The sequence below is a fragment of the Fibrisoma montanum genome, from assembly GCF_003583365.1.
Taxonomy (GTDB): Bacteria; Bacteroidota; Bacteroidia; order Cytophagales; family Spirosomataceae; genus Fibrisoma; species Fibrisoma montanum.
The window spans coordinates 586,280-602,696 of the sequence record NZ_QXED01000001.1; the positions used below are offsets into that span (position 1 = coordinate 586,280).

Genomic DNA, 16,417 nt, shown 5'->3' on the forward strand with positions numbered 1-16,417 from the left:
ACTAAACGCCATGCGTAGGGTTATCGTTCTGCTCGCTTTGCTTCTGGCTCTATCGACGTCAGTGTGCCTGAAAGCTCAGTCTTTCGAGCTGGTCGGTGCAGCCCGGCAGGCCACCATTGTAGTCTCGCAACAGGAGCCAGAATGCGTTCGGCTGGCCATTGAGGACTTCGTCGGCGATCTTCACCGTATAACCGGCAAAATTCTGAAGGTAACCAACCACCCGAAAGGGATTAAGGAAGGGTTAGTGCTGGTTGGAAGCCAGTCGGTGAAGGAGTCGCAGAAGTGGCTGCATACCTACCTGCCCGGCGCCGATACGCTCCGGGGACAGTGGGAGAGCTACCGGGTGCTGGCATCGGGTAAAAACCTGTATGTTGCAGGCAGCGACGAACGAGGGACGATGTTTGCCCTGTACGACTTCGCCGAAACGTACCTGGGTGTTGACCCGTTTCATTTCTGGACAGACCGACGCCCGAAGCAGCAACCAACCCTTAGCTGGCCGTCTGTTTCCATAGCGCAGAAAAGTCCGACGTTTCAGTACCGCGGCTGGTTTATCAACGACGAAGACCTGCTGACCGAATGGGTAAACAGCGGGGCCAAACGAAATATCGACTACCCGTATTACGGTCAGGTGGTAGACCCGTCGGTGATGCGGCACGTAGTCGAAGCGTTGGTCCGGTCGCGGTGCAACCTGATCATTCCGGCCAGTTTTCTGGACATCCGCAATCCGGCCGAGGCCGCGCTGGTCAAAGAAGCCGCTCGTCGTGGTTTGTTCGTGTCCATGCACCATATTGAACCGCTGGGCGTGAGCGCATTTACGTACTTCAACTACTGGAAAGACAAAACAGGGGATAAACCACCCCTGTTCTCTTACTACAGCGAGCGGGCGAAAGTTGAAGAAGTCTGGCGGGTGTATGCCGGAGAGTGGGCAAAATACCCTAACGTGATCTGGCAGATCGGTTTGCGCGGCATCGGCGACCGGCCCATGTGGCTGGCCGATCCGGGTATTCCGCAGACCGACGCCGACCGTGGCCGGCTGATTTCCGAAGCGATGCGCACACAAATGGACATCATTCGCTCGGTAGACAAACGCCCCAGTCCACCCATCACCACAACGCTCTGGGCCGAAGGGTCGGTGTTGAATTCGCTGGGGCATTTGCAGATACCGAACGGCGTAACGCAGGTGTTTGCCGATAACAGCCCCGGCTGGCGATGGCAGTCAGACTTTCGGGATACGAAGCACCGGCCGGAGTACGGCTATGGGATCTATTATCACCACCAGCTGTGGGGTTCCGGTCCTCATCTGGCACAGGGGATTCCACCGGCGCAGACGCAACGAGTCGTCAGTGAAGCGGTCGACAAAGGCTTCACGACCTACGCCATCATGAACGTGTCCAACATCCGGGAATTTGTACTGGGCACGGCCGCAACGGCACAGATGTGGTACGATTTCGCCGGTTTTAATGCCGATACGTTTCTGACCGACTGGTGTCGCGAACGCTTTGGTGCTTCAGCCGCAGCGGCCGAACGGGCCTACCGCGCGTACTTCGACTCGTTTGCCATCCACGACGGCCGTAAGGTCCCGTTCCTGCTCGACGGGCAAAGCCGCAGCATGGGGCTCAACATGCTCAATCAACTAAAAAAGCAGATCAGTCAGCCTGAACAGTACTACGCCGACCGGCGCAAAAAAGCCGTCGTGACGGCTGAATCGGAATGGGGACGAACATCGCTGGGGGATATGCACCCACAGGAGGCAGATTCGGCGCGACTGGCCGAGAAGATCAACCTGCAATGGGCCGGTCTGCAACAGACCGGGCAGCTGATTCAAAAAGCTGCGGTCTCTATGCAGCCGGAGCAACGTCAGTTTCTGGAGAGCAACCTGCTCAATCACCAGCAGTTCATGCTGAGCCTGACCGAGTGGCTGGCTAATCTACAACGCGCTAAACAGGCAGAAAACGCCGGCCGTTGGGACGATGCTACGTTTTATCTGCAACAAGCCAACGAAGCGCTGGCGTTGATTGATACGGCCAAAGCTCAGGCCACGCAGGGCGAAAAGTGGCAGAACTGGTATCGGGGCGAAAAGAAGATGAACCTCAACGCGGTCAAATCCCAGACCATGGACGTACTGAAACTGGCACAAACCCGGACGCCCGCCAGCGCAGCCGCTCGGTAGCGCCACGTTCCTGAACAACAAAAAACGCTGCCAGGATGCAATGCCCCAACAGCGTTTTCGGTTCTGCTCAACTATGAAAAAAGCACGCTTATTGTTCTTCAGTATCGGCGGTTTCTGCCGTTGCAATTTTGGCCAGGTCTTTATTTTCGGGCAGTAACTCACGCCCGCGCCGGAGCCATTCATTGCGGGCATTTTCGTCCTTGGTTACCAGCTCGTTGTACGAAATCAGGTATTTGAACGCCAGCGCCAGATCTTTTTTGTACCGGTTGCGGTCCTCTTCTTTGTCGGCAACCATGTTGATAAACTGCTCAAAATACGGCCGCGCTTTACCATTCCGAACGGCCTCTTCAGGAGCATACGCGTAATAGTTAGCCTTTGCCCGGTACAGCACCGTCGGGGCGTAGTCGGGCGATCCCTGCTGAGCGAGGGCCAGGGCTGAATCGGCCATGGCAAAACGTACCGTATCCCGAACAAGCCGACCGGCCGTATCACGCTGGAAACCGAGCGTGTAATTACTCATGCCGTAGCGGAACAAATCCTGGACATCGGACTTAAAGCCATGTTTAGCCGCCGAATCGAGGGCAGCCACGGCCTCTACGTGTTTCTTGGTCCGGTAGTAGTACTTGGCAATTTCGCTGTACAGGTTCTCGGTCGTATCGCTGGGCGCTGCCTTTTCCAGGTAAGCGATCCCTACGGAGTCGCTTTGCGCTTTCAGCGAATCGTTCGCAAAACCTTCGCGCGCCAGATACGCCCGGCCGAGGTATTTATAATCATCGTACATCACCTTGTTTGGTGCCTTTTCGATGAACGTATTGAGATTCTCGATGGCCTTCTGCGGCTCCTTCAGCGATGAATATGCCCACCCCTGAATCCGGTAAAGAATGGGATTCTGACCCAGCGATACCCGGTTGCTGTCAATCAGGTTAACCGCCCGCTGGAAGTCATTGGCCAGGAAATGGAACTGCGCCTGACGCAACAAGGCATCCTGCCGCACATCCCCGGCTACTTTCACGTACTGGTCCATGTAGTTGGCTGCTTCCTTATAGCGCTTTACCAGAAAGTAGAGTTCAGCCAACTGGTTATAAGCCGGAGCATAATTCGGATTGGCGTCGATAGCTTTCTTGTAGTTTTCGACGGCCAGGTTCAGGTTGCGGCCCTGCCAGTATATATCGCCAATTCGCTGATACACCCGCGACCGGTCCATACCCTGCTCAATGGCATTTTCATACCGCGTAACGGCCGTACCGGCTTCGCGATTTAGATAATAAGCGTCGCCCAGCGCCAGTTGAATGTCGGCTTTGATGCCCTCGTTTTTCTTGGCACGTTCGGTTGCGCGGTTCAGATAATCAATGGCTTTGGCCGAATTAACGGCTTTCGGGTACCGGGGCTTGATCGAACCACTATCAGGGGTCAGGTAGCCGGTGTAAGCTTCGCCAATCCGGAACAGGATGTCGGGGTTTTTACCCTTACTTTTTTTGACCACCTCTTCCAGCCGGGCATCAGCCGACGCCGGGTTCTGCACCAGGTACGTAATGGCAACGCCCGCTTCATTTAACGGTACTCGTTTTTCGTCGGTCGCAATCCCTTTTTCAAACCAGATTCGGGCCGAATCGGGCTGGCCAGCGCGGAGGTACCCGTAGCCGGCATTAAAATAGGTTTGCATCGACGGGTTTTGCTGTGCATTTTGACGCAAGAGCTGTTTAGCTTCATCGAAACGGCCCGAGTTCATTAGTGTGTTGGCATCGGGAGCGGGCGCTTGAGCCAGCACCGAACCCGAAAAGGCCGTAGCTGCCCAAAAAATTAGTTGCTTTTTCATGTTGTCAAAGGTCTGTTGATGTACTCTCTTTACTATATAATATCTTCTGGAGTACTATAGCAAATAGCATATCAAACCTAAATATGGCCTTAACCTAAGATTAGAATTAGCTTAGAAAGTCAAGAATCAGCTTAAATGGCTACTTAATACCGTTTGGAACGGCTTTCTACGTATCAGCCTCTCTCTGAAGACGGTCGGCCCTTGCTGGAGTGGAGTCAAAACGTAACACCCGGTTAAAACGACCGGCCTGGTTTTGGCTACCAGATGGCACCTGTCCGGAATGCCGGGCGGCTTTCCCCACGCGGGAAACGCCCTAAACCGCTTTGACCGGATTTCAGATTATGACGAGTACTGCAAAGCCGGAAACGACCGTATTACGAACGCGGTTTGGCTTCCAGCCGGTCTTTTATATACAGTTCCTGCACGATGACCAGCAGCACGGCAATGAGCGGAGACGCGAACAAGATGCCGGCCAACCCAACCAGAATCCCCAGCAGCACCTGTCCGAATAGCAGCAAAGCGGGCGGTACGGACACAAATTGCTTGTCGAGCAGGGGCGTCAGGATATACCCCTCCAGCGACTGAATGCCCATGTACAGAATGAAGACGTAGAGTGCCTGATTGGCACCCTGCGAGAAGGCAATCAGCAGGGCTGGCGCCAGGGCCAGATACGGGCCCAAGTTTGGAATAAAATTGAGGATACCGGCAATGATGCCCAATACGACAGCGAACGGAATGCCCAGCAGCGCCAGGCCGGCAGCGGTTGTTACGCCTACAACGACCATCGTGATGCTGCGGCTGATAAACCAGTTCTTGAGCGTATCGTAGCACTGATCCATCACCCCGAGCAGCCGGTCGCGGTACGACGGCGCAAACAACCGCACGAACCCCTTGCGATAGCTGCCGGGACTCGACGCCAGGTATAAACCGGTAATGACCACAATCAGAATGTTGACCAGCCCGTTGAGCGTACTCGACACTACGCCCGTTGCCCGCGACAGGATACCTTGCCCCCCACCCGACCCCGACAGGAGTTTACCGGGATCTTTGGGAATGCCCTGCAGCACCCGCCGGCCAAGCTGTGATTGCTGCAGTGATGTTTTAAGCTGGTTGATGGATTGCGGCAGCGATTCGGCCAGCTGATCGGCCTGCCGGCTTACAGCCGGTGCCATCAGCAGTATCCCGCCCGCGATCAATAGCACCAGCCCCAGCACCACCACGCCCACCGATAGGTTATAGGACAGCGGTGTTCTGCTGCTGACCCAGTGGCTGAGCGCACTGATCACGACGGCAAACAAAATTCCGCCGAATACCAGAAAGAAGAAGTTGGCAGCGTAGCCGATCAGCAGAAACAGAACGACCAGCATCAGACTTACGAAAGCGGCTGTTGCCACCCGGCGAGCAAACGAGCGATTAGTTTCCATGCAGTAAGAATCTCTTGCTCAGACCCCAGGGTCTGGAGCCGGTTCAGCGTTGAACGTTGGTCAGACTGGTCGGTTCGGTGTTGGTTTTGCCCTGGATAACGGTAAACGACCCGTCGGTTTCCAGCACAACAGCCGCTACGTCGTCGGGATTGGCTACACCCGACGAGCGGAGCGCCGACAGGATTTCGTCCTCCGTAACGCGCTCCCGTCGCATATTTTCCCGCAAATACTGCCCCTGATGAAACAACAGCGCCGGTTCACTTTTAATCAGCTGCTTAAACCCCGGCGATCGTACCGACAGCCACGCAACGACGTATTGGAGGGCGATCAGCAGGGCCAGCGCCGTGAGGCCATCCGCTACGCCGGTCTGGCGGGACACGATGATCGTCGACAGGGTTGAACCGAGGGCTACGGTCACGACCAGGTCAAAAGCGTTCATTTTCGAAAGGGTGCGTTTGCCTGAAATTCGCAACGACAGCAGTAGTCCGGCATACGCCAGCACACCCACTACCAGTATACGGATGATGCTGTTCCAGCCTTTAAACAGCCAGTCGCTGAGGGTTGCCAGTTCGTCTGCCATACTTAATGCTGTCCGTTAAAGGTTGTACCTGGTTTTCGGTTTACTATCGGCGGTCGCGATAAAATAGCAGGTCCGTCGGGTTGCTGTTCCAGCAGTACGACCGAATGCGGATACGGCATGTCGATGCCTGCTTCGTCGAGCGCCAGTTTGATGCCCGTCACGACCTGATCGCTAACTTTCAGGACGTTGGCCTGCAGGGATTCAGCCCAGAAATACACCGTCAGATTAACCGACGATCCGGCCAGTTCGGATACGTATACCCACGGAGCCGGGTCCTTCAATACACCCGGGATCCGGTCCAGCACCCCGTGGATAACACGCCGGGCCTCTTCAATTGAATCCGGATAACCGATGCCAACCACGAATTTCATCCGGCGTTGTTTGTAGGCCGTCCGGACCAGCACGGAACTGGTATACACGTCGCCGTTAGGCAGGATGGCCCGTTCGCCATCGTAGGTTTTGAGCCGTGTCGACCGCATGTTGATTTCCTCAACGGTGCCTTCAAAGTCTTTGACCCGAATCTGGTCGCCCACCAGAAACGGACGACGCCAGAGAATCAGAAGTCCCGCGAAGAAGTTCTGCAGGATGTCCTTGAACGCAAAGCCAATGGCTACCGACGTAATACCGAGTCCGGCAATGATATCGCCCGGTTTGAACGAAGGGAAAATAACGACGCAGGCCGCCAGAAACCCGAGAATGGTTATGAGCGTGCTGACGATGCGGCTGATCAGATTCGCCAGCATATCGTCGATGGCGTGGCTGCGAACCGCTACCTTATTGATTATTTTTTTAATCAGTTTGCCCAGCAGCCAGAACAGCGCGAACACCAGCACCCCTACCAGGAGATAAGGCAGGCGTTCGGCAAACCCCTTTGCAAAACCGCGTACTGTCCGCCAGAACAAGGTAACGCCGTCGTTAAGCGTAAACGGCGGCTCACTGACCCGGTCCGGCTGAAGCATTAAACAGATTAGATGCATACAGATAACGTTGAGTAAATCAGTCCGGCCTTACGGTGTTTCTACCGAATTGGGCAGCACGGGCGTAGGTTTGTAAAACATAACCAGCGTACCGAGCCGCTGGTTTGGGCCAGTAACCGGTGCCGACAGCTCGTAGGGAATTTTGTTATTAAAATACACGTCCTGCTGGTTAAGCAGATAAGCCGGAAAGCGACTGGCAAACTTGATCCCCTGGTTTTTCTTGTTGGTCGAAATGGTCACTTTACCCGTTTGGTCTACCAGCAGCACCTCCCGCACCCCTTCGTTGCGGACGAGGGTGTTGAAGTACTCGTTAATTTCGCCGGGTTTATTCTGGAGCATGGCGTTCCGAACCGCCCAGACGAACGTTTTCATGGCAAATGTTAACTGTTGGCGGTCGTTCACAATCTGGTTCTGCCACGCCGTTGACAACAACGTAGTGCGTTCGTTTTCAAGTTGCTTCGTAAGCTGCCAGTTTCGGTAGAACAGGTAACCGATGCCAACCACCAGCAGAATGATTACGCCGTAGAGGACCACAATCGGGTTCAGGCCCAGCCGGGTCTTTGGCGTCTTTTTCTTCGATTCAATGTGCTGATCTGTAGTCATTGTTGTGCGTGTTTACGTTGAAAAATGAGTCGGGCAGCGGCTCTCTGCGCGTAACGGGCAGCGCAGCCGGCCCCGGTTGTCTATAAGCGCGATCCGTGCCCTAAAAGGCTCTGTATGTTCCCGATTTAAGTACAGTACGGTCGTCCGGTAAGCCGCCCGGTTCGCTTAGACAGACACCCCTCAGGGCGGGCTGGTGGGTAGCTTCTGCAACCAGACTACGGACGCGGCTCCGTACAATTCGTAGTCGGGCTTTCAGGATGGTTGCTTCCTGGGGTCTACTCATGCCCTGCCTCCTCCGTGATTATGCTAATGAACCCTGCTCTGCTTAGCCGAAGCTTAACAACGGATTAGAATTCGCTTAGAGCGTTGCTGACCGCTTCGCCCTGATCCGGACTTACTTTCTTTAAGTCAGCGGTTTATGATGGACCAGGGTCACGCAAAACCAAACCTGTGCCTGAATATGCGGGCGTATGGGGTTGCTGCGCCTTTCAGAGGTTTGGGCGGACGTACTCACTTTTCTAAGCACTTTCTAAGATTAACTTAAGGCGGTTATAAGTCAGGGAGCGGTACTTCGTCGTGAGTTCGGACCGAGATACCGTTACGACTATGCTTACATATTCCATTCGATCGATCCTCGCTGCTTTATGTTTCACCTGCGCGTTGGCTACTACGCAGGGCTGCAACGGCCGTTCGGACACGATGCGCGGGCAGGCAGCACCGAAGCCTACGGACGAGATAGCCGTTAACAGCAATTTTTCCACCAATTTTCGGGCAGAGCGTGACCAGACCATAGCCCGCCTGACCGAGCAGCGTGTTCAGCTCGACCGCGAAATAGAGGAACTATCCTGCGAAATAAACCGGAGGCAAGGCCACCAGCTCGCCATTCTTGAAGAAGGGCTTGCCGAACTGAAACGCGAACGACAGGAGTTGATTGAAAACATAGCCATTGTGGAAGAAGCTACGGCCGAAACCTGGCAGGATATTAAAATCGGCTTTAGTCACGTAGGACACTCGCTCGACGGAGTCCTGAACGGCGCGGAACAAAATAGTCCGTAATTGGCCGCAAACCTTCAATAGTATTAGCTTTCTGTTTTGCGCAGATTGCTTACTTTTATAGCCTGTCTACTCAGGATAGGTTTTTGCTCAGTGTAAACACGTATTAGATGTTTGAATTTGATTCCCTTTTCGGCGCCCCTACCATCCCGGTTGATAAGATCTGGACGATTGAAGCAGGAGCACCAAACTTAATCCTGTGGGCAGCCCCGGCTATGCTGCTGTTGACGGCAATCGAAATGATTGTCACTTACATTCAGGAAAAACCGTATTATGACAAATGGGAAACGCTGGGCTCAACGCTGGTTGGCTTAGGCTCACTCGTGGTCGGAGCCGCCGTCAAGCTGGGACTGCTCTACGGAGCCGTCTGGATTTACAACCACCTGCCGTGGCGAATGACGCTCCAATGGTGGACGCTGGTTCCCTGTTACCTGATTTTCGACTTCTTCAGCTACTGGGCTCACCGCATTTCGCACGAACACCGATTCTGGTGGGCTACTCACGTTGTGCATCACTCCGGCGAGCACTATAACCTGAGCGTTTCGTTTCGACTGAGCTGGATTCAGAACCTCAAGATCATCTTTTTCCTGCCGGTGGCATTTTTTGGCTTCCACCCGATCGTCTTCTTTACCGTCAGCCAGCTTGCGGTACTGTTTCAGTTCTGGGTGCATACCGAGTACATCCGCAGGCTCCCCCGCTGGATCGAATTCATTTTTGCCACCCCCTCCAATCACCGCGTTCACCACGGGTCGCAGGAGAAGTACATTGACAAAAACTACGGGGCTACCTTTATTTTCTGGGATCGGCTGTTTGGTACGTACCAGCCCGAAGAAGAGCCGCCTATCTATGGCATCACGACCAACATAGGCAATAAAGCGAACCCTATTTACATCAACTTCCACGAACTGCAGGACATCATCCGGGATGTCAGGCAGGCCAAAGGTTTTCGGCGCAAATGGTTCTTCCTGTTCGGGAGTCCGGTCGAAGTAGCCCGGCAGAAACAGCGGCTCGCTGAAAAGCAGGTAGTTTCTCAGGAGCAGTCAGCGTAAGGTTACGGCTGTTCAACGATCCGCTGCAACACCTTGTTGATCGTGTACACGACGCCGTTGGTAGCCCGGATATTACCCTGAATGACGTCGGCCACTTCGCCACGGCCGTCTTCGATGGTTATGGTATTGCCTTGTTTATGGACGGTCAGAATCTGCCCAGTTAAGTTGGTCAGCGTCTGGCCGTCTTTCAGTTGATCGGACGTAAGCCGGCCTTTCACGACGTGATAAGCCAGAAACTGAACCAGTCGATTCCGGCTCGACGGCAGCAACAGCTCTTCCAGATCGCGCTCCGGCAGTATGGAGAAGGCCGCATCAGTTGGTGCGAATACGGTGTACTGCCCCTTTCCGGCAGCCTGTTTATCTAATCCCGACGCGGTCAGCAACCGGAGCAGGGTCGTATGATCAGCCGACAGCCCCGCGCTCAGGGCCAGACTCTGCTTTGTTTCCACGCCACTCGCCGATAAACCACCTGCGCCAGCGCGTGGTGTCTGCCCCAGTCCGGTGCCCTGAATCATCAGCAGCATACCGGCCGCGCAAAACACACGGATAAGATTCGTAGCCATAAGTTCAATTTTATCAACAATCCACCTGCTCTTCAGCTTCTTGTAAAAGAACCTTCCCACCGGCTTATTGTTTTTCTGTCGCTAACGGCACTACGTTGGCAGTAACCGGCCGGCCGACGAGTCCTTAATTAACCAGACGATGCACTCACAAGCCAACTTATCCGATAACCAGACCATCACCGCCCGCGTACGCGTACCGCTACGTATTGACTTCGCCGGGGGGTGGTCCGACGCTCCTGACTTTCTGCGGAATGAACAGGGGGCTGTTGTTAATGCGGCTATTGACCGCTACGTGGAAGGGCAGGCCCGCTGGGGACAGGATGGACTCCGGCTCGAATATACCCTCGATGTTCCGCCCGATGTTCACCTCGGCAGTTCGGCTTCCATCGACGTAGCGTGGCTCCGGCTGACGTACGGTCTCATTGGTCGCCAGATCGCTCCCGTCGAACTGGCTGAACAGGCGTATGCGGTCGAGAAAATACTCGGAGTAGCCGGGGGTAAGCAGGACCAATATGCAGCCGCACTGGGCGGCTTTCATCTGCTGCGGTTTCTGGGCCACGATGGTCCCGTCGAGGTCGAACCGCTGGCCGTTTCAGACGAAACCATCGGTAAGCTGGAGGAGCAGTGCGTCCTGTGCCTGACCAGCGACCGGTCGTCGTCCGGCGAACTACACGAACAGGTCTGGTCCCGCTACCGGGCGGGCGACAAAACGATCCGGAAAGCCCTGGAGCGGATTCGCGATAGTGCTCAGGATGCGCGGGATGCGTTGCTGCGGGGCGATCTGAGTACATTGGCCGCCATGCTGACCCTGAACCGCGAAGCCGCCCGGCAACTGCATCCGCAGCTCATAACCCCCCACATGGATCAGCTCTTTACGGCCGCCGAAGCAGCCGGTGCGCTGGGCAGTAAACCCTGTGGCGCCGGTGGCGGAGGGTGCGTGCTGGTTCTTTGTAACGAAGGCAAGCGGGCGGCCGTAGTGGATGCACTCCAGCAACAAAGTGGACAGATCCTGCCGTTCTCGTTTGCCCCGCCGGTCGATGATCCGGCTAGCCAGTCAACCCCGTCATGAAACCCGCGCAACCCGTATTCCAGTCGCCCCTCTTTCGGTACGTTCTGCTGATCACTGCCGTTTACCTGACGCTGTCAGGCCTGTACAATGCGGGCGGGTTATTGGCTCCGTTAAGCACAGCCGGGCTGCTGGCCATGCTGATGCTGCCCGTTTGTCGCCGGCTCGAACGCTGGAAGCTACCCCGCGTAGCCGCCATTATCGTATGCCTGCTGATTATTCTGATCGTTGTGCTGGGCATTGGGGCGCTGCTCTCCACACAGATCATCGGCTTCGTCCGGGATTTGCCCACGCTGCAGGCTCAGATGACCACTAAGCTGGCGACGGTCCAACAGTCCATTCGGCGGCTGACCGACGTATCGGCCGACGAGCAGATACAATTCCTGCGCGAATGGTTAAATTCGCTGCTGGGCTCGGCCGGGCGCTATCTGATGGCCGTTCTCGCGACGACCGGCAACGCCCTGACCACGATTGGTCTCGTGCTGATCTATACGTTTTTCTTCCTGTTTTACCGGCAGCGGTTTGTTCGCTTCATTCTGATGATCACCCCGCCGGAACATCACAAAACCACGCGCGACATCATCACCCAGATCGGTCAGGTAACGCAGCAATACGTATCGGGGGTGCTGCTGGTTATGATCATCCTGGCCACGCTGAACACCATCGGGCTGAGCATCATCGGTATTCAGCAGGCGGTTTTCTTTGGTGTACTGGGCGGCCTTTTGAACATCATTCCCTACATCGGTACGTTCCTGGGCGGGCTGATCCCGACGCTGTTCGCCCTGCTGACCAAAGAGTCCATTACGCCGGCTATTGCCGTAGCGGCCGTTTTTTCGCTGAGTCAGTTTCTGGAGAACAATTTCCTGACGCCCTTCATTGTCGGTGGCCGGGTTAAGGTAAATCCGCTGGCTACGATCATAGCGTTGCTGATCGGCAGTTACGTGTGGGGGATTGCCGGTATGATCCTGTTCATACCACTGCTGGGCATCACGAAGATCATTCTGGATAACGTCAAGCCACTACGTCCGTTTGGCTACCTCATTGGAGAAGAAGACGACTCCGACGAAGCGCCTGTAAAACGGACAGACCAAAACTGATCGCCTGCTATGTCCAGACAGGCCGTAGGGTGCTGTACAGGGACCGGATGCTTGCCTTTTCGTAGTCTGTCGGCAACGTTTGTTCGGCATACCTCAGCAGATACCCGGCCTGCTCCAGTAAAACAGCCTTACGATCCGGGTCGGTGATATCGGTCGCCACCAGGGCCAGCGCCCGCAGCAACCGGCGAAGCACAGCATGATTCCCATCGGCATTCAGCCGGGGCAGATCGAACGCCAGCCGAATGTAATCCTCAAAGCCGGCCGCCCGCACGAGCACGCGTACGTGGTGTCCGTCGGAACGGAGCCGGGCCGGGAAGTCGCGCCGGGCAAGCTGTCCGCCGATGGCCCCGAGGTAGTCGATAGCCATGATGGCCGTTGTGGTGTCGTTGATACCGGGCGATAAGGCTTTGAGGGCAATATCGACCAGCTGCTGAATACCAAACGCTACATCCTGCTCAATATTCCGGTGCCGCCCGATGCTGACAAACTGCATCAGATCGTCGGGCCAGTCGGCCTGGTCGGGGTCGGGCCGTTCCATGCCGCTGCGAACGCTGAACAGCACCGTACCCTCGCCGACGAACGAGCCCATTTCTTTTTCAATGCGCAGCACGACCTGGTTATGAGTAGCCCAGCGCAGCAGATCTTCAGTATTGATCCGTTGCAGATAGCCGGTATGAGTCGATACGATAGGCCACCAGCCGGTTTGCTCGTCGCTGTAGCGCAGGGCCGCTTCAGCTTTCTCAGGATCATCGACAGGTTCGCCAAATTCATCCGGAAACAGCTTGTCGATTGCGTGACCGGTTTCGTGAAAAATATGCTGTACGATGGTCCCCGTCTGGAGCGATTCGGCAATGTGGTGAATAAAATAAATCAGGGCCGCCACTCCGCCCAGCGCCAGTATCAGGCTGACCAGCACGGCCGTTGCCGGTACGAACTTGCCCTCGTCGGAACCCCGGATCGTGCCGAGCACAACCAGACTGTACGCAAACACGCCCACAAAGTAGCCCATGACGACCTGATTGACCCGGTCGCGCATGAAATTACGCAGCACCCGGGGCGAATACTGGCTGCTAACCTGCGAGATGGCCGACAGCGTCAGTGAAAAGGTCAGCGCAGCCACCGTCAGCATGGAGCCGGCGATGGCCGTGAGCATCCCGCGGGAGCCATCAGCCCCCACGCCAAAGAGCAGCGGAAAGCGTTTGGTGCCTTGCCACGAAGTCTCGGCGTCGAACCGAATCAGCCCGTAGGCCAGCCCGAACGAGCCCAACACCATCAGGCTGGGCACAAACCAGAGAGACTCGCGAAGTTGTTGCCAATACTGGCCAAGGCGGTTATTCATACAAATTCTGTCTGTACATTTAACCGACTACGCACGAAACGGTTTTTTACAGCAGGGCCTTGCTCCGGAAATCAGGATGTACACCCGACCTGCTGTTGACCGTTACGTACTATAAATCATACACTTACTTATGAAGCGGATTTTGATCATTGAAGACGACCGGCGGATTGCCCTGAATGTAAGCCGAAGCCTGCAGGATGAAGGCTACCAGACGGAAATCGCTTACGATGGCTACAACGGCCGGGCACTGGCGCTGGGGGGTGCGTTCGATCTGCTGATTCTGGACATCAACCTGCCCGGCGTAAACGGTTACGAAATCTGCCGGAATGTACGGACCGAAAAGCCTCGCCTGCCGATTATCATGCTGACGGCCCTGGGCGAAGTGGAAGATAAGGTTGAAGGCCTGGAACGCGGAGCCGACGACTACCTGGTTAAGCCCTTCGACCTCCGTGAGTTGAGCGCCCGCGTAGCAACCTGTTTCCGGCGGGCCGATCTGATGGCCAATCCGCATCAGGAGGAAGTGGTTCAGCTGGCCGACCTGACCGTCAATTTTTCGTCCAAGATCGTCAGTCGCCAGAACCGGACCATCGACCTGACCGCCAAGGAATTTTCGCTGCTGGAGTACCTGATCCGGCACCAGGGGCGGGTTGTTTCGAAGACCGACCTGACCGAAAATGTCTGGGGTATTAACTACGACCCCGGCACCAACGTCGTTGAAGTGTACATCAATTACCTGCGGAAAAAGATTGATAAAGACTTCGAAACCAAGCTGATTCACACCCGTCCCGGACTGGGCTACATCCTCAAGGAAGAATAAAGGCCTATGACGATTCGAAACCGCATCTCGCTGCAGTTCACGCTGATTGTCGCTTCGATCCTGGTCGTATTTTCCGGACTGGTCTACGCAACGTCGGCCAACTACCGGCAGGAAGAATTTTACAACCGGCTGATACAGAAAGCCAGAACAACGGTCCGGTTCCTGATCGAAGTAAAGGAAATCGACCGCGATCTGCTGAAAATCATCGACCGGAATACGCTCTCAGCCCTGATCAACGAGAAAGTCCTGATTTTCAACGAACGAAATCAGCTCATCTACGCCAGCGTCGACGATCAGGTTATCAATTACCGCCCCCAGCTGCTCGACTGGGTTCGGCGCGAAGGGGTAGTCGAAACAACCGATGGCGACAATGAAGTCGTTGGCCTGCTCTACAGGGAACAAGGGCAGCCACTGGTGGTGCTGGCGTCGGCCTACGACCAGTTCGGACGGTCCAAACTCAGCAACCTGCGTCGTACGCTGACGTGGGGATTGGTGGGCGGCATCGGTCTGACCGTGGCTCTGGGTTTTTTCTTCGCCGGTAAGTCCTTGCAACCCATCGCTCACATCAACGAGCAGGTACAGACCATCACGGCCCGTAACCTTCAGCAGCGACTCGACGAAGGCCGTCGTCAGGACGAGATTGATCGGTTAGCGGTCAATTTCAACCACGTACTCGACCGGCTGGAGCAGGCATTTGATCAGCAACGCAGCTTTGTTTCACACGCGTCGCACGAACTGCGGACGCCCCTGACCGCCCTGAAGTCCGAAATTCAACTGGGCCTGCGCCGACGGCTCAATGCCGACGAGTATGAGGGTGTGCTCAGGAACCTGATGGCCGATACCGACCGGCTGATTGCCCTCTCGAACAGTCTGCTGTTTCTGGCCCGAACGCTGGAGAACCTGCAACACATGAACCAGGACGTTGTTCGGCTCGATGAGATCGTATTTTCGGCGCAGGATGAGCTGCTGAGCGTCCACCCCGACTACCAGATTCAGATCGATTACGACAACATCCCGGAATCGGACACGGGCCTGCAGGTCCGCGGTAATGAGAACCTGCTTCGGCGCGTCGTCCTGAACCTGCTCGACAACGCCTGCAAATATTCGCCCCACCCCCGGGTCTGGATACGTATCGGCAGTACGCAGGACACCTGCCGGCTGACCGTCCGCGACGAAGGCATCGGCATGACGGCCGACGAACTGACGCGCATTTTTGAGCCGTTTTACCGCGCCCGCAACGCCGTCGGCTACGACGGATTTGGGGTTGGATTGTCCATCTGCCAGCGCATTATCGACCTGCACCAGGGCGACATTTCGGTAGTCAGCGAGCTAGGGAAAGGCAGTACGTTTACGGTAATCCTGCCGCGGCTGAGAAGCTGACGCCGAAACGCAGCGAGCCACCGATGCTGCTTCTCTAAACTGCCGTATCATTTAAGTAGTTAACCTATAGACCAAACAACTTAATCATGATACAGCCAATTGATTTGCAGAACGATCGCGTATTCGCCTTTCGTGTCAACGGCAAGATCACGACCGATGAGCTAAAACCGCTGGCCGACAAGCTGAGAGACCTCATCAAGCAATACGGTAAAATGCGTGTGTATGCCGAATACATCGGCGTGGAAGGCATTACACCGAGGGCAATGTGGGAGGACCTGAAATTTGATCTGGCTCACCTGACCGATTTTGACAAAGCCGCGCTCGTGACGGATAAGCAATGGATGAATCTCTCGGCGGGGCTGGTCAACCTGGTTCCGGGACTGGAAGTGAAGCTGTTTTCGCTGGATGAACAGGAACAGGCCCGGCAATGGATCAGAAGCTGACAGCTCATAGCCTACACATACCAAAGCCCGCGGCCAGCCG

Annotated in this window: 15 protein-coding genes; 8 read left to right on the forward strand and 7 right to left on the reverse strand. The window is 55.6% G+C overall.

Going from position 1 to position 16,417, the window contains the following annotated elements; all coding sequences use genetic code 11:
• Positions 1-10 precede the first annotated feature (10 nt).
• Complete coding sequence (locus DYU11_RS02450) at positions 11-2,170, forward strand: glycosyl hydrolase 115 family protein (protein ID WP_119666044.1); 2,160 nt, start codon at positions 11-13, stop codon at positions 2,168-2,170.
• 88 nt (positions 2,171-2,258) lie between these two features.
• Here DYU11_RS02450 and DYU11_RS02455 read toward each other — a convergent pair whose 3' ends face one another.
• The 5 genes from DYU11_RS02455 to DYU11_RS02475 form a co-directional block, all read right to left on the reverse strand.
• Positions 2,259-3,986 carry a tetratricopeptide repeat protein gene (locus DYU11_RS02455; protein WP_119666045.1) on the reverse strand — a complete coding sequence of 576 codons (1,728 nt, stop codon included), beginning with the start codon at positions 3,984-3,986 and terminating at the stop codon, positions 2,259-2,261.
• Positions 3,987-4,360: 374 nt separating this feature from the next.
• Positions 4,361-5,410, reverse strand: coding sequence for an AI-2E family transporter (locus DYU11_RS02460; RefSeq protein WP_119666046.1), 1,050 nt, complete (start codon positions 5,408-5,410; stop codon positions 4,361-4,363).
• 43 nt (positions 5,411-5,453) lie between these two features.
• Positions 5,454-5,990, reverse strand: coding sequence for a DUF421 domain-containing protein (locus DYU11_RS02465; RefSeq protein WP_119666047.1), 537 nt, complete (start codon positions 5,988-5,990; stop codon positions 5,454-5,456).
• A gap of 2 nt (positions 5,991-5,992) precedes the next feature.
• On the reverse strand, positions 5,993-6,967 hold the full coding sequence (locus DYU11_RS02470) for a mechanosensitive ion channel family protein (RefSeq protein WP_119666048.1): 975 nt from the start codon (positions 6,965-6,967) through the stop codon (positions 5,993-5,995).
• 30 nt (positions 6,968-6,997) lie between these two features.
• The gene (locus DYU11_RS02475) at positions 6,998-7,570 is read right to left on the reverse strand and encodes a hypothetical protein (protein ID WP_119666049.1); all 573 of its coding nucleotides are present in this window, start codon (positions 7,568-7,570) and stop codon (positions 6,998-7,000) included.
• Positions 7,571-8,176: 606 nt separating this feature from the next.
• Between DYU11_RS02475 and DYU11_RS02480 the strand changes: the two genes are divergently transcribed.
• Both DYU11_RS02480 and DYU11_RS02485 read left to right on the forward strand, forming a co-directional pair.
• Positions 8,177-8,626 (forward strand): hypothetical protein, encoded by a 450-nt coding sequence (locus DYU11_RS02480; protein ID WP_147367870.1) that lies wholly within the window; start codon positions 8,177-8,179, stop codon positions 8,624-8,626.
• Between the two features lie 107 nt (positions 8,627-8,733).
• A complete protein-coding gene (locus tag DYU11_RS02485; RefSeq protein ID WP_119666051.1) occupies positions 8,734-9,672 on the forward strand; it encodes a sterol desaturase family protein in 939 nt (312 codons plus the stop codon).
• Positions 9,673-9,674: 2 nt separating this feature from the next.
• Here the strand turns inward: DYU11_RS02485 and DYU11_RS02490 are convergent, their stop codons facing one another.
• Positions 9,675-10,235 (reverse strand): fasciclin domain-containing protein, encoded by a 561-nt coding sequence (locus DYU11_RS02490; protein ID WP_119666052.1) that lies wholly within the window; start codon positions 10,233-10,235, stop codon positions 9,675-9,677.
• A 139-nt stretch (positions 10,236-10,374) separates the two neighbouring features.
• Between DYU11_RS02490 and DYU11_RS02495 the strand changes: the two genes are divergently transcribed.
• Together DYU11_RS02495 and DYU11_RS02500 are read left to right on the forward strand one after the other, a co-directional pair.
• On the forward strand, positions 10,375-11,304 hold the full coding sequence (locus tag DYU11_RS02495; protein ID WP_119666053.1) for a GHMP family kinase ATP-binding protein: 930 nt from the start codon (positions 10,375-10,377) through the stop codon (positions 11,302-11,304).
• Positions 11,301-12,398: an AI-2E family transporter gene (locus DYU11_RS02500; protein WP_119666054.1), complete on the forward strand. Its 1,098-nt coding sequence runs from the start codon at positions 11,301-11,303 to the stop codon at positions 12,396-12,398. The genes DYU11_RS02495 and DYU11_RS02500 overlap by 4 nt, the downstream gene beginning before the upstream one ends.
• A 7-nt stretch (positions 12,399-12,405) precedes the next feature.
• Here DYU11_RS02500 and DYU11_RS02505 read toward each other — a convergent pair whose 3' ends face one another.
• On the reverse strand, positions 12,406-13,737 hold the full coding sequence (locus tag DYU11_RS02505; RefSeq protein WP_119666055.1) for a DUF2254 domain-containing protein: 1,332 nt from the start codon (positions 13,735-13,737) through the stop codon (positions 12,406-12,408).
• Positions 13,738-13,867: 130 nt separating this feature from the next.
• On the opposite strand from DYU11_RS02505, the gene DYU11_RS02510 reads away from it, so the two are divergent.
• The 3 genes from DYU11_RS02510 (at position 13,868) to DYU11_RS02520 (ending at position 16,377) form a co-directional block, all read left to right on the forward strand.
• On the forward strand, positions 13,868-14,554 hold the full coding sequence (locus tag DYU11_RS02510; protein WP_119666056.1) for a response regulator transcription factor: 687 nt from the start codon (positions 13,868-13,870) through the stop codon (positions 14,552-14,554).
• A 6-nt stretch (positions 14,555-14,560) separates the two neighbouring features.
• Positions 14,561-15,934, forward strand: a complete 1,374-nt coding sequence (locus tag DYU11_RS02515; RefSeq protein WP_119666057.1) for a sensor histidine kinase — start codon at positions 14,561-14,563, stop codon at positions 15,932-15,934.
• A gap of 86 nt (positions 15,935-16,020) precedes the next feature.
• The gene (locus DYU11_RS02520; protein WP_119666058.1) at positions 16,021-16,377 is read left to right on the forward strand and encodes a SpoIIAA family protein; all 357 of its coding nucleotides are present in this window, start codon (positions 16,021-16,023) and stop codon (positions 16,375-16,377) included.
• The last annotated feature ends 40 nt before the right edge of the window (positions 16,378-16,417 follow it).